The following is a 20,422-nucleotide window of genomic DNA, read 5'->3' as shown; positions in this document are numbered from 1 at the left end:
TAACTCACACGATAGGGAGAAAACTATGAAAAGAAACGTTGTATTATATGCACTGCTGTCGGTGCTTTTGACATCATGTACCGTTATGCCGCGGGTTCCACAGTATACAGGCAACAACCCTTATTATGCCGGTTCCGGAGAGGGATATACGTTTTTGGAGGCACTGACTCAGGCAAAAGCGAATACCCTGCGGCTTGCCGTTATCGACCTTATCGGGGAGACGGAAGAAATGCAGAACCGCAGTAAGTTACATTCCGCTTTTTACGCCGGGACAAGACCGAATGCTTACCTTGAAACCGACTATATGCGTATTTTGCGACGTGCTCAAACGTATCGCGGATACTATTGTGAGATCACCGTACCGGTAAAAATGGATGAATTACGCCGTACACTCGATATGATCGGTACCTATTCTGCAAAGGGCGGCAATATTCTATCGAGTCCTGAAGTACGTGAGGCAAAAATCAAGAGTGAATTGCAAGGAAATAATGTCGGATTTATCACACAGTATGTCGATGGTATGCTGTATATGGTTGTGCCAAATCAAAAGGCAAAAGACGGAAGTACATTTTCCAAGTCTGCCGTCAACATGGCGAATAAATACCTGCTTGACAACGGGTACCGTGCCGTTGATTATGCTGCGGTAGAAGCATTAAAATCAGATAGTGCTACGCTGTTTACTCAAGAACCTGATACGGCTGATCTTTCGGTTGTACAGTGGATTGCACAAAAACTTGGTGCTGATGTCTATATTGAAGTGGACGGTTTTGTGCAGGGCGGTCGAGAAACAGGCGGTTACTATGCTCAAGCTGAAGTTAACTTGAAAATGTACAATCCGTCTACGGGAGAATTACTCGGCGCTGTACCCTATAGCAGCCCTAGGACGTTCGACCGCGGAAGTACCGAGGCTGCGGCGCAGAACGCGATAAAGTCAACAGTCTTTAAGGCAATGAGTGTTGCTGTTGATCAAGCGAAAAAAGCATTGGTGCGGGATTATGCGCAAGGTATTCGGTATGAAATTACTATTAACAATAGTTCCGACAGTAAACTGATGAACAAGTTCCGAAACGTATTGAACACTAAAGTCGAAACAATACGGGTTATGTATCAATCTACCGCTCAAACAAAGTATGCGGTACAATATTTCGGCAGAGTTGAAGACATGGAAACTATTGTCTATTCGGCAGCAGAAGGTGTTCCCGGTATGGAAAGTATTTCACTGGTTATGATCCGGGGCAAAACACTCATGTTCCGGTTAGGGCGGTAAAAGAACGCCGAAGGTATATCTTCTATATTTCGGTGCAGTTGTCCTGTGTGTGCTGCTGCACATACTCTTCCGCCCGTTTAAAGTCTTCAGGCGTATCGATGTCGAAGGCTTCCATTTCGGAACGGAGCGGGGAGTACAGAATCAAGTCTGGGTGAGCGTTCATCACGGTTCTGCCGCCGATGCTTCCGTCTAAACAGCTGAGTTCATTAGCTAGTACTGCCGGGAATATAACCGGAGAGCAATGCCTGCCGTTAAAGGCTGCCGAGACGATGCTGCCGGAATTGCGGCGGAATACAGAGCAGAGGTCGCGAATGCTATCGGCTTGCAAAAAAGGTTGGTCGGCAGTGCAAAATAAGAAGCCGCTTGGGGTATAGGCAGAGGAGGTATTTGCGGTTGCGGCAAAACCTTCGGCATAGCCGCGGCAAGCGGCTTGTACTGCAAGAGCCGCCGAATGTCCCTGTCCCCGCTCCGGTTCCGGATTAAAGACAATATCACAGTGGAATGGACTGAAGATTCCGCTTCCGGCAGCCGGTTCTTTTAGAGACTCGTTTTGCCCCCATTGGTTTTGTGCGAGGTGTTCTGTCATTTCTGTTATGGGCTGCTGTGTTTCGGCATTTACCGTAATCACCAGATGTGTAAGCCCTGCCTCAAGCAGTGTTTCAATAACGTATTCGATTAAAGGTTTTCCGCAAAGCGGGAGCAGCTGTTTGCAGCAGCCCATACGGGTAGAAAGCCCTCCTGCAAGGAGAATTGCAGTGGGGAGTTGGGTAGTGCTTCCGATAGTGTAGGAAACGTTTTCTCTTGTGATAGTATTCTTAGCAGTCGGTATCATTTTTTAGCGTTTGAAGATTCATTCGGCACCGATGGCATCTAAAAACGATGTAAAATTTTGCGCCTGTTCAAGCCGTTCATATAGTTTTATTCTATTTTGCAGCGTTAGCCGGTATACTATGGCTTCCGGCATTTGTTCCAAGACCGGTAAAAAGCGTGTTCCATGCGGCTTTACGGCGCCGATGATATAATAGCGGGAGTCGGAAAGCAGATCGCATACGGCTCGGAAAAAAAGCTCCGCCTCCGCTTCCATAAAGCCGAGTTCATCCATTAAGATTACCGGCAGAGCAGGGGACAGTGACGCTGCATCGCAATCGGCGTCGGAATGTTCGTCGCCAATCGAAGAAAGTATTACCTCCTCCGCTTGCTTCAAACACATAACCCCGAATATATCAAATATCGGAGCAAAACCGATCGGTTTTTGCTGGGGACATATTCCGACTTTGTTGCCGGTTGTGTATCGATATATTGCGGTACCGGCGACAACCGGATGCATATATAACGCAGGTTCCTTTACCGCTTCTTCTTTTTTTGTAATAAAGCCTGACGGCTGAAGAGCATATTTTTGCATAAGGGCTGCAAGAAATGTAGACTTCCCGCAGCCCTGTTCGCCGGTAACAAAGAATATCCGCTTTGTAGTAATCCGTTGCAAAGTTTTACGCGCCTTCTTTTTCTTTGGGTAGCACTATATTTAACAGAACTGAGGTGATAAAAGCTCCGACTATTGCCTGTTTAAAAATATTTTGGAACCAATTCGGTAAATGCTGCATAACGTGAGGGACGTGACTTAAACCAAACGCAATACCTAGCGATGCCGCAATAATGATAATATCACGTTCTGTGATCTTTCCATCTTGGTATATCAGATTTAAACCGCTTATGGTAATCATACTAAACATCAACAACATACCGCCGCCTAATACGGGATTGGGAATAGTTGATACGACTGCGCCAAGTTTAGGAAAGAAACTACACAGTACCAGGAAACCTGCGCCCATTCCGATTGTAAAACGATTGACTACTTTCGTCATGCCGATAAGCCCGACATTTTGACTAAATGAAGTTGTCGGTAAAACGCCGAAAAGGGCAGCAATCATACTACCGATTCCATCCGCATGAACCGCACCTTCTAATTCTTTATCGGTTATATCTCTTCCAAGTCCCCCTACCGCGATACCGGTATTATCGCCGATTGTTTCTACCATTGTCGCGAGATACACAAGCATAAAGGGTACTATTGCTTCCCAATAGAATGCAAAACGGAGATGTCCTGTGGCAAAGAACGGCAGCGGAGCGGAAATCCATGCCGCATTTCTTACCGGAGAGAAGTCAACCATACCGGCAAAGACTGCAACGATATACCCTGCGACTAAACCGATAAGGATGGATGACACACTTAAAAAACCGGTAAATAGCTGACGGATAAAAATAATCGCTAAAAATACGAACAGTGCGATCAATAAGTTTTTCATCGAACCAAAGGCTGATGTCCGTTCAATATCGACGCCGCCGCCTACAAACCGGATACCGACCGGAATAAGTGAAATCCCCAAGGTTGTAACAACGGTTCCGGTTACAACATGCGGTAAAAATTTATGGAGCGGCTTAACAATAAATCCGAGCAAAAATTCCATAAATCCGCCAATCAGTGTGGCTCCGAGAATGGCAGCATAACCGCTCATCCAATCCCCGCCTATCGCAGCAAATTGAGTGCCGACTCCGATGATAACAGGAATAAATGCCGAACCGGTACCCATAACAGTCGGTAATCCTGAACCGATTTTCCAAATCGGATGCAGCTGTATAAAAGTAATGGCACCCGCTGCAAACATCGCATTTTGCAGCAGCGATACTTTAATATGCGGTGGAATATTTAAAATTCCGGTAACTACTAAAATCGGTGCAAGGTTTCCTGCATACATGGCTAGAACATGCTGCATACCTAAGGGAATCGCCGTTCTTAATGGAACACGTCCTTCAAGTCTATAAATATTCTCTTTCGAGACGTCCATCGTTTCCTCCTAGAACTACTTTTTATACCCCCGATGCAAAGGAAGCCTCGGGGTATAGATTCAATCTTTTGCACTGTATGTGTGCTATCCGATATGGGGTATCGGTGTATTAAACCTTAGCTTAGCGCTCCTCATCATGTTGTCTCATCTTTTTTTGACTTCGGCAGCAGGAGGTTCAAAATAAGTGCGGTAACAAAGGCGCCGACGATGGCCTGTTTAAAGATGTTCTGGAACCACATCGGCATATGCTGCATGACTTCCTGTACGTTGCTTAAACCGAAAGCAACACCGAGCGATGCTGCGATAATGACAATATCACGTTCCGTAATCTTTCCGTTTTGGTAAATCAGGTTTAAACCGCTCATTGTGATCATACTGAACATCAGCAATACACCGCCGCCCAATACCGGGTTCGGGATAGTCGAAACGATTGCTCCAAGTTTGGGGAAGAATCCGCACAATACCAAGAAGCCTGCGCCGATTCCGATTGTAAAGCGGTTGACAACCTTTGTCATACCGATAAGCCCGACGTTCTGGCTGAATGAGGTGTTCGGCATAACGCCGAAGATTGCCGCAAACATACTGCCGAAACCGTCCGCATGAACCGCCCCCTGCAATTCTTTGTCTGTTATGTCACGTCCGAGACCGCCGACTGCGATACCGGTGTTATCACCGATTGTCTCTACAGTTGTCGCAAGATAGACGAGCAGGAATGGGACAATAGCATCCCAATAGAAGGTGAGGTTCAGGTGCCCTACTGCAAAGAACGGGAGCGGAGCGGAAATCCATGCGGCATTTCTTACCGGTGTAAAATCGACCATACCGGCAAAGATTGCAACAACGTAACCTGCAATAAGCCCGATTAGAATGGAAGAGATGCTCAAGAAACCGGTAAACATTTGCCGGATAAAGATAATTGTTAAAAAGACGAAAAGTGCAACTAACAGATTCTTTATCGAGCCGAATCCGGGTGTTTTTTCAAGACCGACTCCACCGCCGACAAATTTAATACCGACGGGGATAAGCGAAATTCCCAAAGTGGTAACAACGGTTCCGGTAACAACGTGCGGTAAGAACTTGCGGAGCGGTTTAACGATAAACCCGAGCATAAACTCCATTAAACCGCCGATAAGGGATGCCCCAAGAATAGCAGCATATCCGTTTGACCAGTCTCCCATTGCGGCATATTGCAGTCCTACTCCGATAGCAACGGGGATAAATCCTGAACTGGTTCCCATAACGGTGGGGAGTCCCGAACCGATTTTCCAGATAGGTCGCAACTGTACAAACGTAACGGCGCCGGCAACAAACATAGCGCTTTGCAGCAGCGAAACTTTAATATCCGCCGGGATATTAAGAACACCCGATATAACGAGAATCGGGGCAAGGTTTCCGGCATACATAGCCAAAACATGCTGCATACCGAGAGGGATTGCCGTCTTTAACGGAACACGGCCTTCGAGCTTATAAATATTTTCTTTTGAAATACTCATAATCTCCTCCTTAACTATAATACATATCACCCGCGTATTTTTACTCTATGAGTATATACTGATAGAGATGCGAATGTTTACTCATTCTATCAGTATAACTGCGAATATGGTAAATAGCAAGAAAAAATTGTAAGATTACCTAAAAATTATTTAGTGAACCTGTTCACCGGTTAAACCGGTAAGTTGTTCTAGAAGAAAACCGGTATCATCTTCAACGAGGACAACCAGTTTATCTCCGGGGTACAATACGGTATTTCCGTCGGGAATGGTTTCCTCTTCACCGTGTATAACGCCGACAATACGGCATTTTTGAGGCCAGTCCGTTTCTCTGATTTTCTTTAAAGCCACAATCGATTGGAGCCCGATAGGTAATTCATAAAGCTGCGGGCGATATGTTCCGTGTTTACCGCTCAAAGAATGCGTGTTACCTTGTTCGGCTTCAAATATTTGCGCTAATAAGATATGGTCATGCGCCTGCGAACCGATAAAACTTGCCGTCAGATAAGCGGTAAAACAAGTGAGTACCAAACCGCTCAGCTGATGGAACGCCCCGCTTGTTTCAAACACAATAACGCAGGCGGTAAGCGGTGCTTTAATAACGGTGGTAAAACAGGCAGCCATACCGAAAAGAATCATGGTAGTTACGTGTTCCTGCGCCAATAGGCCGAAATGCACAAGCACGGTTGCGTACAACGCACCGCTCACTGCGCCACAGGCAAGAAGCGGTACAAAGATTCCTCCGATTGCCCCTGATCCTGCGGAAATACCGGTAAAAAGCAATTTGACGATTAAGAACATCAGCAGCATTGTAAGCGGAAAGGACTGCTGTTCAGTCAGTGCTTTTATCAGCCCGTCTCCACCGCCGGATGCATAACTGTGCCACAAACCTATCGGCAGGGATAGCAAGAACGGAATCATCGGCCGCAGAATCGGCGGAATATGAAACGTTTTATAGCATCGCTGAAAAAAATAGATTGACTGTTTGAATCCGTGCCCGACAAGCGTTACAAACATCCCGAGTCCTATCAGCCATGTAAATTGCGAAAGCGGGAATTCTACGGTTGTAAAGAATCGAAAAATCGGGCCGGAACCTAAAAAGATACTTCCGGCAAAATCGCCGGCAAAAGACCCTGCCATAACGCAAGCTAAGAGTAACGGCGTTAAATGATGATGAATATCTTCCAGAGCAAAAACAATTGCGGCAAAAGGGGCATTAAAGGTTGCCGAAAGTCCGGCGGCGGCACCCGCAGTGATAAGGCATACTCGTTCGGTAAACGATCGTTTCCCCAGCCGCTCAACGGCATCTCCGACATAGGCACCAAGCTGCACGGAAGGCCCCTCGCGCCCCATCGAAAGCCCCAAGCCGATACTCAATACACCTCCGATAAACTTGAGCGGGAGTTCACACAGCGGCGAAAACTGCAATTTTTGCATAAACACGCCTTCTATCTGTGCAACTCCGCCGCCTTTAATCATCGGCCACTTTGTGATAATAAAACCGGCAAATAAGCCTATCAGCGCCAAACTAACCAGCGCAAGAACAACGCCAAGCGCACCTGTTGACTGTATGACCCCGTATAGTGCAACACGGATATTTTTAATATAAGAGATCGACAGCCTGAAACCCGTAATAACCAGTCCCGTCAATAGGCCCGTTAATAGGCTTTCAAATACCAAAAGCCACTTATTTTCTTGTCTGCTTTTAAGCAATGTACCTGTTTTTGAATATTGATTCATAATAATTATTATAACTGGATCTGGATACCGCGCGCTGCGGCAACCGCTTCTTTTAATTGACGGGCTGTACGGGTAATCGATTCAAAATCACCGGTTTTTGCCCCCTTTGTTAGTGCTCCTCCGATACCGAGTACTGCAGCTCCGGCTTTAATCCACTCGGCTGCATTTTCGGCAGTGATACCGCCGGTCGGCATATAGGTTCCCTGCGGAAGCGGTCCCTTAAAGGCGCTGATGATTTTCGGCCCGAAAAGCTCTGCCGGGAACAGCTTGAGGATATCAGCACCGAATTCAAGCGCTCGCACCGCTTCCTGCGGAGTCATCACACCGGGAATGTACGGCACCGCATACCGATTGCAGAGACGGGCGCAGCCTTCGTCAAAAGACGGCCCGACGATATATTGTGCACCGGCAAGGATACAGGCACGTGCTGTTTCCGCATCGAGTACCGTACCCGCTCCCAGTAATACATCCGCACCGAATACTTCGCTTAGCTCACGGATAATTTCGTCGGCGTGCGGTACGGTCATGGTAATTTCGATTGCCGTGATTCCTCCTGCACGCACCGCCTCCACGATTTTAAGCCCCTGCGCTTTATTTTCCGCCCGAATAACGGAAACCGCCCCCGCCTCAATCAACGCTTGTATCAGTTCGTATTTTTTCACTATTTCCTCCGCTCGGTCAATCTCATCAGACAGTTGCGAGAATATCCCCGCAGAATAATGGAGGCTGTCCAACCAGAGTTGAACCTCTTCGCGGTTCAAATGGTCGTCTAACCTCCATTCTTCTGCGATCCTTATCTATATTCTCTGATGAGATAGGCCTTCTTCTAAAATAAACTGTGCAAAATTTTGCCTAAAATTTTGCACAGTTCTTCCAAGGAAAAGGTAACCACACCGAAAATATTGCAAGCGCTTACCTTTTCTTTTGCGCAAAATTTTTTAAATTTTGCGCATTTTTTCATGAGAAGGATAAACACATCAGGCTGCTAGATAAAGATCGCAGAATAATGGAAACCGGGTAAGCATTTGAGCCGCAAAGCGGCGAAACTCTGCTTGAACGGTTTCCTTTATTCTGCGGGGTTTTAAAATACAATCTGATGTGTTTATCCTGATCCGCTAGTCTACTTGGATGGTAAACCGTTCCGATTTTTCATTGCCAGTAATATCCCGGGCTGTAATTAATATATCGGATTTTCCGCGGTTTAAGATAATCTTGCCTAAATAGAGTCCATTCTTTCGCCGGTATAGCAGCGTATCGGTAAAGGCGGTATTCCCCAGATATGATTCACCGTCTTTTTGGGTAATCGTTTCAAAGGGCAGTGTTCGAATATTAGTGCCGTTTACAAAAATCGTAATACGGAAAGGATTAAAACTCCGCCCGCCCGGTACAGCCGTATCGGAAATATCCGCGTATAGTTCATAGCTTCCCTGCCGCACATTTTTTTGCCCGCTCATTTGAAATACGGTATTTTGCTCATTTATCAAAATGATGTCTTGTATCTGCGGCGCTATTTTATCGTTGACTGACGGAAGTAGTAATAACGGATTGATATATACTTTTTTTTGATTATCGCTGACTTGAAAGATCAGCTCATTAGGATTTCCCCATCCGCTGTTTCCGGTTTTCCCGATAACAGCTGTTGATTCAGCGGTTACCCTGTTACGGAATACCGTGGTATCGTCAAGGTTTCCATAAACCGTTTGGAGTCCGTCATCGTGTAAAAATATCAATGCATTTCCAAGTGTAGAAGGGAAAGCTCCGGAGCCGTATTTTTTATCTATGACAATTAAGAGAATTCCGTCATCCGCAGCGCGTACCGTCGCCGCATCTTCAAAGGTCAAACCTTGTTCAAAAGTATTTTCACCGATGCGTTGCCCGAAAAGCCGTAAGAAATTTTGTGTATCGGCAGGCCATTCCAATGCGAATAATTCCGCAAAAAATACCGTTGCGGCTAAGAGGCAAAAGAAAAATCGTTTCATATCAGTATCCTATTTTTCACTTTATTTTATATCGATACGGGCTAACTTCGTGTCGGTTGCAAGGAATATCGTTTCCCGTTCTTGTACAAGGAACGTATTTTTTGAAGGAAAGGAGGTGTGTCCAACGACATAAAAAGGCGCTTCGATAAACGACAATGTTGAGCTTTGTTCTTGTCTGCTGATAATCGCCATCATATTCTTATACGGATTTTGACCGCCGGAAATGACCATACCGCGCTGCGGCATAATACCCGATATCAACCGATCGCAGTCGATAAAGCCGATACCTTCGGCACATTCAAACACGGCGTTATCGCCTTTTATATCGAAATCAACAAAGACCTGCCTGTGAAGATTTCCTTCCAATTTCCGGTGATGTATGATTTTATATTTATTACCGTCTATCCGTATAAGCAATGCGCGTTGACTGTTAATGCCGCACACACAGGCGGCAAGTTTTCCGTCGGTGGAGATTGCTGCTCCCAGTATAACCTGATAGTCACTGCCGCCCGGATAAAAGTCCGACCGTACATTACCTTCGGAATCAAGAACGACAAGTTTTCCATCAGAGAATCCGATAATAGCTCCGCTTTTTGTGCTATGAAAGGCGGTAATCGGCGCGGTGTGCAGATAACGCCAGCGCGGTTTCCCGTCGGCACCGTATTGCTTAACGGCGCTTCCTCCCGGCTCAAATAAGTAGAAACGGTCTTCGTCGATGTATACAAATCCTTGCTCTTCGATGACGGTTATCAGCGAACCGTCGGGGCGATAAATCGGTGTTTTAGCGGCATCGCTTCCGTATTCCGTCCACGCTGCGGAAGAAGCTGAAATGCGCTGGGTTACGGGAGATGAGCGGAGTAATTCACCGTCGGCAGTAAAGTAACCGAAGCGGCTTTCCGTCAAAAATACTTTCGGTGTTTTACCGGCAAATTGTTCCGGCGCCGCCTGCGAGACTGTATTTTCGGTTTCACTCCCCATGCCTTCCAACTCGGCTTGCGCACTATCCGGTGTTATGGTGCGTACCCACACAGGCTTTAGATAAAGATCCGATCCGAGCGGTACCGCTGCTGCAAAGATATATATGAATAAAAAAGAATAGGAAAAATAATAAAACGATTATCGAAAGCTGTAATTTTCATAGTCTATATGGTATAATAGTAGTATGAAAGATTCAAGTAAGTATGACCATCTCTTTGAACAAGCTATGAAGGCAGCGGAAAATGCATACGCCCCTTATTCTCATTTTAGAGTAGGCGCTGCATTACTGCTTGATGACGGGAGTGTTGTTACCGGCGTGAATGTTGAAAACCGTTCTTACGGATTGACCAACTGCGCCGAACGCACTGCTATTTTCCGTGCCGTTGCAATGGGCAAAAGAAACTTTACGGCTATTGCAATCGCAACCCCCGATGCGGATTATCCGGTCGGGCCGTGCGGTGCTTGCCGGCAGGTTATTTCCGAGTTTATGCAGCCGGATGCTCCGGTTATATTCGGATCATCCGCCGGTAATCGAATCGAAACAACCGTAAGCGGTGTCTATCCTTTCGATTCACTCCACGAGCTGCAACAAAAATAAGAAAATTCAACTGCCAAAAAGATTAGGAGGAAACAATGCGGCAAGAACATGATCTTTTAGGGTATCGGGATGTTCCCGATGAGGCGTATTACGGCGTACAAACGCTTCGTTGTATGGAAAACTTTAATATTACCGGCGTGCATCTTTCCGCCTATCCGGGCTTTATAAAAGCCCTTGCGATGGTTAAACAGGCGGCGGCACAGGCAAACTATGAATTAGGTTTGCTGGAAAAACCGACAGCAGAAGCTATTATCGGTGCTTGTAAAGAAATTATTGCCGGTAAACTGCATAATCAATTCCCTGCGGATATGATTCAAGGCGGTGCGGGAACGTCTACCAATATGAACGCAAATGAGGTGATTGCGAACCGTGCACTTGAATTGCTGGGGCATAAAAAAGGCGAATACCAATTCTGCCATCCGAATAACCACATCAACCTTGCACAGTCTACCAACGATGCGTATCCGACGGCAGCGAAGCTCGGTATCTGCTTACACACGGAAAGCCTGATTACCGAGCTTGAAAAGTTGATTGCTTCTTTCCGTCAAAAAGGAAAAGAATTCGGCGGGCATATCAAGATGGGGCGTACCCAGCTGCAGGATGCGGTGCCGATGACGCTTGGTCAGGAATTTGAATCGTATGCGGCGAGTTTGGAAGGGGAGGTGCCGCATATCCGGCATGCTGTTTCCGGCTTACTCGAAATCAATATGGGGGCAACCGCTATCGGCACCGGTATCAACAGCGACCCTGCCTATGCGGATTTGGTAACAAAACGGCTCGCAGAAATTTCCGGTTATCCTGTTACAAAGGCGAAGAATTTGATTGCCGCAACAAATGACACTACCTGCTTTGTTTCCTATTCGGGGCAACTGAAGCGCCTTGCGGTAAAAATTTCAAAGATATGCAATGACCTGCGTCTGCTTGGCTCGGGGCCGCGCGCCGGTTTGAACGAAATACATCTTCCGGCAATGCAGCCGGGTTCATCGATTATGCCGGGTAAGGTCAATCCGGTTATCCCCGAAGTGATGAATCAGGTATGTTTCCGTGTTATCGGAAACGATACAACGGTAATGATGGCAGCCGAAGCAGGGCAGTTGGAGCTGAACGTTTTTGAACCGGTTATCATTTACAGTATTTTGGAATCGATTTCGATTTTAAACAACGGTATGTCTACGCTTCGGCTGCGCTGTATTGACGGTATCGAAGCGAATGTAGAGCGGTGCAAGGAGCTGACCTATCGGAGTATCGGTTTGGTAACGGCGCTTAATCCGGTGCTCGGTTACGAAATCTCAAGCGATATTGCCAAGACTGCCCTCAAAGATGATCGCAGCGTCTACGACCTTGTGTTGGAACGCGGTTTATTATCGAAGGAAGCGCTCGACGAAATCCTGAAGCCGGAGAACATGACGCAGCCTAAGAAAATGCATAAACTGTAGGGAACGGGGCTGTCCAAAAAACTCAGGTTTTAAATAAACCTATTCGGAAACTTCCGTTTCCGAATAGGTTACCTTGAAATGCGATGTTCTAAATCGTGCTATTTGTGCGATTTAGAACTCGTCGACCTATTCGAAAACGCAGTTATCGAATAGGTCTAACGTATAGCCTATACTAACGCGCAAAAGAGCAGCGGTGCAGGCATCGTCCATGCATCGCTGTTAAAGCCAAAAGGGTAACTATAGATGATTATAAAAGAGAGCGTCTCTGTAGAAGATCAAATAAATATTACATTAGATATGTGGAAGCAAACAGGTATCCTAAGTAAAAATATCAAAAAGCGCAGAATACTTTCAACCTGTGTCATTATCAGCTTTCTTGTGCTGGTGCTCATGCTAAGTAAAGGCTACTTATTCCAAAGGATTATCACTGTCTCCTATATTTTATGGGCTCTCGCGGAAATTATTTTTGCAAAACAAATATATTTACGGAAATTGAAGGAGAATCTGCGGAAGCAGTATGCTCTGGCTGCCGAAAAATTTAATTTGCCAAAAGACAAAATTGAGGTCATTACAGAAATAACAGATGGTTATGTTGAGGCAATAAAGTTAGGAACATCGACGAAATTTTTATTAAAAGATTTTTTATTTGATATCGATAATGAAGCATTTTATATTTTAGAATTTACAAACGGACGTTTCTTGTATTTCAAAAAAGATGCATTTGAGACTAAAGAACAATATGAAGAACTGCTTGAGTATATAAAAAGATTTACAAAGAATAGTTAGCGATAATGCTTCAGCTTTTTGTTTGTTTTACACTTGACAGACAAAAAGAAAACCGATATGATACATTCCATATTTATGCCAACTTAGCTCAGCTGGCCAGAGCACGTGATTTGTAATCTCGGGGTCTAGGGTTCGAATCCCTAAGTTGGCTCATCAATATGGGGAGATTCCCGAGCGGTCAAAGGGGGCAGACTGTAAATCTGTTGGCTCCGCCTTCCAAGGTTCGAATCCTTGTCTCCCCATTTTTTATTTCAAAATAAATACAGGCGAATGTACCAGCTGAGGTTCGCCGGTTTTCATTTTCCATTTTTTTCATATCATCAATCACTTAGATGCTTAAAGTTTTTTAATTTTAAAATATGTTGAGTTTATTTGTACAAGGGTTTAATACCCGCCGTTCTTCTCACTTATATTGGAGCATACAATATAAAATCAACGGCAGCTATAAAATATATAATAAATAATAGATGATAGTGGAAATATTGACAGAAGATTAAAAAACACTGAAAAGATTAAATAATGCCGTCGGACAGAATCGAACTGTCGACACAAGGATTTTCAGTCCTTTGCTCTACCGACTGAGCTACAACGGCAAAAACAATAGAAAACTTATATCCGATTTTCCGATATGTGTCAAGTACCTGCTTGCAGTTTATACTTGACACTCAGAATAGGTGAACTTGTTACTCTATATCGTAGATAATTGTTGCCGGCGGTTGTTCAAGCAGTTCCGGATTTTCCAGATATTTATGCAATTCATGGAAAGCGGAGGCATAATAGAAGCCGTCACAAATCCGTTCATCGGTGGTAACGGCAAGGTCAAGGTTTCGTATATTGGTAACTGTACCGTCCCGTGCAATTTCTTGTGATCTCCGCATCGCGCTAAAAGTGATAAATACGGGTGCATTACCGAAGTCGTACAAATGATGAAATATAGGGCGGATACCTAACGAGCCCATCGAGGAAAAGACAACGGAACAGTGAAAAGGACTGAGCAGTCGCAAGCTTTCCGGCAACAAGTTATGGAAGTCAAGCCAGTTCAGAAATGCGATTGCTGCACGTAATTGAAAATTCGGCATAAATCCGAGTTTACGCGCAATTTTATCAAAGGCACTTTCTTTTTCTTCACGTTTATTTCGATACTCTTCTATTTTCTGAGTCATCTGGTGATACACATCGGTGACGGTTGCGCTTCGGTCAAAGAAAAATTTCATCATTGTTTCTTCGGCTTCCAGCGACATCTCTTTCTTAACGGCCATGACCACTTCTATGTTATGGCGGGCATAAAGTCTCAATCCACTTAAAAATCGATTAATACCCGGCCGCTGTGATATTGTCCGCACATAGGCTGCAACCAATACATGCATGATGCCGAAACCGATAAGGCCATCGGCTCTTTTTTTATGTACGAAATGTTCTATCGCAGCGACATTGATGCTGTCTTGAAATAAATTTTGTGCTCCTATTCTTGACGGCATAATAAAGGGAGCTACTACCGCCATGGGTTCTATCGAACGGATACGCCGTCCTTCTTTTCTATCGCCGAATCGCCGTTTGGTTGGAATGTCCATAGTTGTTTTTTTTAGTTCCGATTCAGTTTGTTTGTCTTCCATATTTCCTATTTCCATTAGATTTTATATTTCTTATTAGAGATGCTTTATTATTCATAAATTCCCGTTTTGTACTAGAGAACTGAATCGACCAGTGTTTTAAAAGAGCTATTCAATGCTTCGTTGTATCGTTGAGGCTGCACCATAAAAAGGCCGTTTTTAACGATAATTGCAGCATGTTCTTCTTCGTCATTGAGAGAATCGTTTTTCCGGAATTGCTGTGCTTTTTCTAAAAGCCCTGTTTGTTTATCAATTGCTTGCCTTTGTTGCACAGTCATCATTTTTGAAAGTAAATTCGCAAATTCGAAAAAGTCATCGGGAAATTTCTCCATAAGTGTGCGGCCGACATCCGCATCAGCTGTTTCGGATAACAAATCAGCAAACTCATCCCAATGCTCATTCAGAAAATGTATAATAATCTCTTTTTCCATTTTTTCCCTTGCTATAGCACTCTCTTTTTATATCGGCATAAGATGAGGGGCTTTCAATAATAAGAAAAAAAATCATCAATTAGGAAAATAGAGTTTTAGATACTGTTGGGTAAAAATATGCTTCCATGAAAATTCCGTATGGAGCGCTGTGCATGCTTGTAAAATAATATTTTTAAAATACGGAATATCGGTGAGCCTTGCTTTATCGGTTGCAAAAAAAGATTCTGCTTGGTTCAATACGGCTTCCGTCAATGCACTGATATGTATGTCGGTGTTTTGTTCTTCGCCATTCGGAAGCGTATATAAGAAGCCTGTTTTCCCGTTTATGATTTTTTGCAAGCCTCCTTGTGCGTTCGCAATCGGGATGGTACCGTAAACTTGTGCGATAAGATCTTCCAAGCCGCATGGCTCAAATAAACTCGGTAAAACAATAAAGTCCGCTGCCGCGGTGATGAGCCTTGCCGCATTGCGATTATATCCCTTGCAATACACAAATTTTCCGGGTAGTGCGGCAGCGAGGGCGATTGCTTCGGCTTCAAGTTCGGGATTTCCCTGTCCCATTACGATAAACCGCAGGTTAGGAGAGCGTTCCAGTATGCGGGGAATTGCTTTGAGTAATACATCGATGCCTTTTTGCCGAACCAACCGGCCGTGGTACATCAGGTAGAGTGTTCTCTTCTCTTCTTGTGTACTCATGCTGCCGTATTGTTGTATGCCATCATACAGCGGCGCTGTGCAGGTCTGCGATTGTAGTTTGTCCAGTAAAAATGAACGGCAGGCATATTTTCCTTCAAACTGCTCTTTTTGTATGTCAAACGCGAAAGGGAGTCCCGAACACTCCATATCGCAAGGATTATAGGCTCCAAAATCGATTCCGTTGGTAATGCCGGTAATGTGAATATGCTTTTGGGCGAGGGTTTTTGAAAAAAGATAAGAATACGGCGAATGTTCGGGTGAAATCAGCTGCTTTGCATACCACGGAGACACCGTCGTTAAATCAGCAAAGGCGGAACCGACAAGAAAGGGTTCGACCGTATAATCGACTCTGCCATATTCCAATACTCTGTGAGGAAGATCGGTTAAATGTGCCGCATATTCGAACGAATAAAAGGTTTGGCGGTAGCCGTCCCCTGCGTTATGGATGGTGATAAGTGTACGGGTATGCCGAAATAGCCGCCTGCCCGTACATCGGGCAGAGATGAACGCAGGAAGCAAAGCGGTGTGGGCATCATGGCAGTGCAATACCTGCGGAGCAGTATGGTTGCGTAATCCGTAACAATAGACCGCTTTTTGAAATAATACGTTCATTTCGTGGTTGTCGATGTAACCGTCTCCTTTTTTAAGATCAGGCCGGTGCAGCTTTTCCCGAAAATAATCGAGTTCTTCGGCGCAGTAGGTATAAATATCTTTTTTTTCCGTGAAAATACCGGAGTCGATAAAGATGAAACGGATGTTTTTCCTGAAAAGTTCAAAATATCTCACCAAATGCGGGGTATCACCGACACGTATCTGTGCTTCTCCGATGCAGTTATCGAGATCTTCGCTATTGTTTCCGTAACGGGGCAAAAATACCGTAACCGTAAGACCGTAAGCTGCCGCTGCTTCTGCCAATGACTTTACGACGTTTTTTACGCCTCCGGCTTCTGCAAAGCCGGCATATTCACGGCTTACAACCCATATCAATCCATTATTTTCCTTGGTGCTCATAAAACTGGAATATCCTTAAAGAAAGTAAAGGGTACCTCTTAAAACCGAAGTTTTCAGAAATATCCGCTATGTTGTGCGATGAAACAGATCCGGCCTGAGTTTTTCCGCCCCGCCCAAATAAACCGGTATCGCTTTCTTTTTTCCATAGTAATAGAAAAGGAAGCGAATGATACCGTGAGGACTGCCGTCGATATCCGGTTCCGTACTGCAAAAAAGGGCGACCGCAGAAGCATAACCGGCGGAGCGCAATAAAGTTGCAGGATTTGCCGCTGTTATATCGGATGTAATCGAAAATTGTAGGGAAACGATATCTTTTTCATGCAATCTGTTGAGTTCCAAAAAGCGTGTGTACGCCGTAACGACGGCTGTTTTGATCTGCTCCTGCGTATTTTGAGTACATACGGCTGCTCTTCCTGCGTACAGTTTTTTCCAAAACATCATTGTATGTCCTTATACCAGATTAAGACCGCTCGAAAGTAAAAGAATAGCGGAGGCTGCAATTGCAATTACGAGTCCGAATATACAAGCAATACCGCTGATAATACAGCGTCCGAGGTAGTAGGGCTTCCGTAAATAGATATTGTAGTTGATTTCAAACAATAAAGCAAAAACGGCAACTAAGAACAGTAAAATGCCGCCTGCGATAAGAAATTGCAGAATAATAATCTGGCTTGAATCCAAAAAGTTCTGAATATTCCCTAACACGAATAAAACGAATAAGGCAATCAGAACGGTAAAGAGGAAAAGTACGGTTCTATGCAAAAAACGAATAGTAACTTGTTTTCTAATTATCGGAGATGCCATCACTGACCGAGTATAACTTGTCCGATTGGAACATGCAAGCCCTCGCATTTCGGTTAGATTTTTACGTGAATGAATATGGACCTTTTTAGTGCGAAATTTTTCCTAAAATTTCGCACCTTTTCCTAGCAGACGGGTAAACGCATCAGGCAGAGTAAATAAAAAGCGCAGAATAAGTGAGGCTATGAGACCATTTGAACTGCAGAGCGGTTCAACTCTGGTTGAATAGACTCACTTATTCTGCGGGGCTACTAAAAAACGGCCTGATGCATTTACCCTGTCGTGTGCAGGTCGGATAAACATCAGTTCGGTGATGGGGTGCGCTTTATTGAGGCCTTTTTGTTCAAACTTGGTTTTGGGACGCCATGGCTGCGGAGGGGCGAACCCTTCGTATTTTGACCGGAGCCCTTCAGTGGCCGAAAGTTCGGCAAAGGCATCCTCTGCATAGTCGTACCAATCGGTTACCATATAGAGGTAGCCGTTTTCTTGCAGTTTTTGGGCCAGCAGGTCGGTTCTTGGGCGATGGAGCAGCCTCCGTTTATGGTGTTTTTTCTTTTGCCATGGGTCGGGGAAAAAGATATGGAAGCCTGCGATTGAGGCGTCGGGGATCATCTTTTCCAATACTTCAATAGCGTCGTGTTCGATAATGCGGATATTTTTAAGCCCGCGCTGCTCAATTTCGTTTAAGAGCTTTCCGACCCCTGCTTGAAAAACCTCAATGCCGATATAGTTGATTTCGGGATGCTGCGCTGCGATTTCAGCTGTTGCGACCCCCATGCCGAATCCTATTTCGATGATGACCGGATGATCATTCGCAAAGATTTCTTTAAAAGAAAGCTGTTGCGCTTTGTAGGGGATGCACCAGCGCGGCGCATATTCCGCATACGCTTTTTTTTGAGCCTCGGTAATCCGCCCTTTCCGCAGTACAAAGGTTCTAATGGGTCGTCCCTGCGGCGGCATATCGGCTACGCCGGTTTGTTCACTATGGTCTGTCTGTTCTGTTATCATGGTATTCCTTCTCTTAATTCGTTTTTTCGATAAGCGAAAAATACAAGGGGCCTGCTCCCCCGCAGGTATCGGGCAAAAACCGGCTGCCGAACAGCGTTTTTTCGCCGAGCATCAGCGGTGTGCTGTTTTTGCCGGCTGTTTTGGTATTGGTTGCGGCAAATTCCATTGCTGCGGTACCGCTATGAATGGCGGCTTCGGTTCCGTATTTTTTTAACAACTTTTGTACGACGCCGTCGTTTTCTGCATCGGCAAGCGCACAGGTTGCGTATACTAAAAAGCCGCCCGGTTTTAATAGTAAGAAAGCTGCCGAAAGGAGCGCCCATTGCCGCTGCACCAGCATTTTAATCCGTGCAGGTGTCCAGCAGGCAAGGTATTTCGCATCGGTAAGCACATGGCGCTCCGAAGAACAAGGCGCATCCAGTAAAATGCGGTCGTAATACGCTTGCCGATAGCGGGGGAGGGTAGCGGCGTCATAGCCGGTAACTTCGATGCGGGCGCTTATGTCCGGCGGCAGGTGCTCATCAAGTACGGTGAGCAGCCGCGCTCGGCGTGCCCGCGACAACTCGTTTGCCTGTATCTGGGCTTCCTGTCCCATACCGGAGGCAAGCACCAGCGTTTTGCCGCCCGGAGCGGCGCACATATCTAAATAGCTGCCCTCATCAATCGACGGAAGCGCCTGTGCCGCATAGATACTCGCTTGGTCAAGATAATACGGCTTTCCGCCGCACACCGAAAACGCCACCGGCTGCGTCTCTTTGAGAAGCGCTTCCCGAAGCGTCGGCCAACGGTCGCCGAAAAGAGCGCTGTAGTAAGCTTCAAACGCGGCTGCCCCACTTACCTGCTTCGACCGCTTCACGGGTGCCGCTCCGCGTCTATTTGATGGCTTGTAGGTAATGTAGCTGGAGCGGTTGTATCCGCACCTGCGTCCGCTTCTCCTTTATTTGTGAATATTATGCTGTTTGCGCATGCCGCCATGCAGGCATGCCAAAGGGTGTCGGGCTGCATAGGCGGCGCTTCAACAGTAATGTTTTGGTGCGTAACCGGATGGATAAACGAGAGCTTGTAGGAATGCAAGCGTATGCCGCCGCTCGATTCACTGCGCCGCGCTCCGTATTTTAAGTCTCCCTTGATGGGATGTCCGGCGGCTGCCATCTGTACCCTAATCTGATGCGTGCGCCCTGTTTCCGGCCTAATACGGATAAAGTCGTACCGGTCGCCTTCTCCGCACAGCGTCCAATATAAAACGGCTTTTTTAAGCGCCGGCTTCTTATGCTTTTTAGGTTTTGTGATATCGGCAGACGTTGCCTTTGCAGGAGTTATATCGATAGGAGCTGCGCCGATAAAGGCTTTTTGTGTTTTGGTATGAAAGCCGAGCCAATGCTCCAGCCGCTGCGGCTCCGATACTTCTGCGGGATGTTCTGTAGACCGTTCACATATTGCCCAATATTCTTTTTGCACAGCTTCGGCTTCAAATGCACGGGAAAACAGCGTTTGTATCTGGGCAGAAAAAGCCAGCAATACGATGCCTGACACGGGAGTATCAAGCCGGTTGACCGGAGCTACAAACGGTTTATGCGGAAAAAGCAGCGCGAAAAACGTCTGGGAATTTTCACCGCTTGCTTTATAGGCAACCGCACAGTAATCATCTTCAAAATAAATACGGGTAGTTTCTTTACACATAATTCAAGGATAACAGAAACGCATTATAGTTGTTTTTTTCTACCGAGACAATATGCTTGACAAACCAT

Annotated in this window: 20 protein-coding genes and 3 tRNA genes; 6 read left to right on the top strand and 17 right to left on the bottom strand. The window is 45.6% G+C overall.

Annotated elements, in window-relative coordinates; genetic code table 11:
- The first annotated feature begins 25 nt into the window (after positions 1-25).
- On the top strand, positions 26-1,267 hold the full coding sequence (locus QI63_RS02775; RefSeq protein ID WP_044013688.1) for a lipoprotein: 1,242 nt from the start codon (positions 26-28) through the stop codon (positions 1,265-1,267).
- A 22-nt stretch (positions 1,268-1,289) separates the two neighbouring features.
- Here the strand turns inward: QI63_RS02775 and QI63_RS02770 are convergent, their stop codons facing one another.
- The 8 genes from QI63_RS02770 to QI63_RS02735 all read right to left on the bottom strand — a co-directional run bounded on the left by QI63_RS02770 (position 1,290) and on the right by QI63_RS02735 (position 10,348).
- The gene (locus tag QI63_RS02770; protein WP_052185459.1) at positions 1,290-2,099 is read right to left on the bottom strand and encodes a nucleotidyltransferase family protein; all 810 of its coding nucleotides are present in this window, start codon (positions 2,097-2,099) and stop codon (positions 1,290-1,292) included.
- Positions 2,100-2,117: 18 nt separating this feature from the next.
- Positions 2,118-2,750 (bottom strand): nucleoside-triphosphatase, encoded by a 633-nt coding sequence (locus QI63_RS02765; protein ID WP_044013686.1) that lies wholly within the window; start codon positions 2,748-2,750, stop codon positions 2,118-2,120.
- A gap of 4 nt (positions 2,751-2,754) precedes the next feature.
- A complete protein-coding gene (locus QI63_RS02760; RefSeq protein WP_044013684.1) occupies positions 2,755-4,110 on the bottom strand; it encodes a uracil-xanthine permease family protein in 1,356 nt (451 codons plus the stop codon).
- A 134-nt stretch (positions 4,111-4,244) separates the two neighbouring features.
- The gene (locus QI63_RS02755) at positions 4,245-5,603 is read right to left on the bottom strand and encodes a uracil-xanthine permease family protein (protein ID WP_044013682.1); all 1,359 of its coding nucleotides are present in this window, start codon (positions 5,601-5,603) and stop codon (positions 4,245-4,247) included.
- A gap of 150 nt (positions 5,604-5,753) precedes the next feature.
- On the bottom strand, positions 5,754-7,340 hold the full coding sequence (locus QI63_RS02750) for a ClC family H(+)/Cl(-) exchange transporter (RefSeq protein WP_235619758.1): 1,587 nt from the start codon (positions 7,338-7,340) through the stop codon (positions 5,754-5,756).
- A gap of 8 nt (positions 7,341-7,348) precedes the next feature.
- Entirely contained in the window at positions 7,349-8,002 is a 654-nt protein-coding gene (locus QI63_RS02745; RefSeq protein ID WP_044013679.1) for a bifunctional 2-keto-4-hydroxyglutarate aldolase/2-keto-3-deoxy-6-phosphogluconate aldolase, read from the bottom strand.
- 453 nt (positions 8,003-8,455) lie between these two features.
- Positions 8,456-9,319, bottom strand: coding sequence for a peptidoglycan DD-metalloendopeptidase family protein (locus QI63_RS02740; protein WP_044013678.1), 864 nt, complete (start codon positions 9,317-9,319; stop codon positions 8,456-8,458).
- A gap of 21 nt (positions 9,320-9,340) precedes the next feature.
- Complete coding sequence (locus QI63_RS02735) at positions 9,341-10,348, bottom strand: PQQ-like beta-propeller repeat protein (RefSeq protein ID WP_235619757.1); 1,008 nt, start codon at positions 10,346-10,348, stop codon at positions 9,341-9,343.
- A 133-nt stretch (positions 10,349-10,481) separates the two neighbouring features.
- Between QI63_RS02735 and QI63_RS02730 the strand changes: the two genes are divergently transcribed.
- The 5 genes from QI63_RS02730 to QI63_RS02710 all read left to right on the top strand — a co-directional run bounded on the left by QI63_RS02730 (position 10,482) and on the right by QI63_RS02710 (position 13,359).
- Entirely contained in the window at positions 10,482-10,895 is a 414-nt protein-coding gene (locus tag QI63_RS02730) for a cytidine deaminase (protein WP_044013675.1), read from the top strand.
- Positions 10,896-10,930: 35 nt separating this feature from the next.
- Entirely contained in the window at positions 10,931-12,331 is a 1,401-nt protein-coding gene (gene aspA / locus QI63_RS02725; RefSeq protein ID WP_044013673.1) for an aspartate ammonia-lyase, read from the top strand.
- Positions 12,332-12,574: 243 nt separating this feature from the next.
- Positions 12,575-13,117, top strand: a complete 543-nt coding sequence (locus QI63_RS02720; RefSeq protein WP_044013670.1) for a hypothetical protein — start codon at positions 12,575-12,577, stop codon at positions 13,115-13,117.
- Between the two features lie 77 nt (positions 13,118-13,194).
- Positions 13,195-13,268 (top strand) — tRNA-Thr (locus QI63_RS02715).
- A 9-nt stretch (positions 13,269-13,277) separates the two neighbouring features.
- Positions 13,278-13,359: transfer RNA gene (locus QI63_RS02710), tRNA-Tyr, on the top strand.
- A 278-nt stretch (positions 13,360-13,637) separates the two neighbouring features.
- On the opposite strand, the gene QI63_RS02705 is transcribed toward QI63_RS02710, so the two are convergent.
- The 9 genes from QI63_RS02705 to QI63_RS02665 all read right to left on the bottom strand — a co-directional run bounded on the left by QI63_RS02705 (position 13,638) and on the right by QI63_RS02665 (position 20,354).
- Positions 13,638-13,710: transfer RNA gene (locus tag QI63_RS02705), tRNA-Phe, on the bottom strand.
- Between the two features lie 90 nt (positions 13,711-13,800).
- Positions 13,801-14,730: a hypothetical protein gene (locus tag QI63_RS02700; RefSeq protein WP_044013668.1), complete on the bottom strand. Its 930-nt coding sequence runs from the start codon at positions 14,728-14,730 to the stop codon at positions 13,801-13,803.
- A 71-nt stretch (positions 14,731-14,801) separates the two neighbouring features.
- A complete protein-coding gene (locus tag QI63_RS02695; protein ID WP_044013666.1) occupies positions 14,802-15,158 on the bottom strand; it encodes a hypothetical protein in 357 nt (118 codons plus the stop codon).
- A 75-nt stretch (positions 15,159-15,233) separates the two neighbouring features.
- A complete protein-coding gene (locus tag QI63_RS02690) occupies positions 15,234-16,865 on the bottom strand; it encodes a glycogen synthase (RefSeq protein WP_044013664.1) in 1,632 nt (543 codons plus the stop codon).
- Between the two features lie 66 nt (positions 16,866-16,931).
- Positions 16,932-17,306, bottom strand: a complete 375-nt coding sequence (locus tag QI63_RS02685; protein WP_044013662.1) for a chorismate mutase — start codon at positions 17,304-17,306, stop codon at positions 16,932-16,934.
- A gap of 9 nt (positions 17,307-17,315) precedes the next feature.
- The gene (locus QI63_RS02680) at positions 17,316-17,669 is read right to left on the bottom strand and encodes a hypothetical protein (RefSeq protein ID WP_044013660.1); all 354 of its coding nucleotides are present in this window, start codon (positions 17,667-17,669) and stop codon (positions 17,316-17,318) included.
- A 228-nt stretch (positions 17,670-17,897) separates the two neighbouring features.
- Positions 17,898-18,626 (bottom strand): tRNA (guanosine(46)-N7)-methyltransferase TrmB, encoded by a 729-nt coding sequence (gene trmB / locus QI63_RS02675; protein WP_081984459.1) that lies wholly within the window; start codon positions 18,624-18,626, stop codon positions 17,898-17,900.
- A gap of 61 nt (positions 18,627-18,687) precedes the next feature.
- Positions 18,688-19,530, bottom strand: a complete 843-nt coding sequence (locus tag QI63_RS02670; RefSeq protein WP_044013659.1) for an RsmB/NOP family class I SAM-dependent RNA methyltransferase — start codon at positions 19,528-19,530, stop codon at positions 18,688-18,690.
- On the bottom strand, positions 19,527-20,354 hold the full coding sequence (locus tag QI63_RS02665; protein ID WP_044013657.1) for an RluA family pseudouridine synthase: 828 nt from the start codon (positions 20,352-20,354) through the stop codon (positions 19,527-19,529). The genes QI63_RS02670 and QI63_RS02665 overlap by 4 nt, the downstream gene beginning before the upstream one ends.
- Between the last annotated feature and the right edge of the window lie 68 nt (positions 20,355-20,422).

Origin of the sequence: Treponema sp. OMZ 838, assembly GCF_000775995.1 — a bacterium.
Taxonomy (GTDB): Bacteria; Spirochaetota; Spirochaetia; order Treponematales; family Treponemataceae; genus Treponema.
Note: the sequence above shows the minus strand (reverse complement) of the source record. Positions and strands in the feature narration are given on the sequence as shown.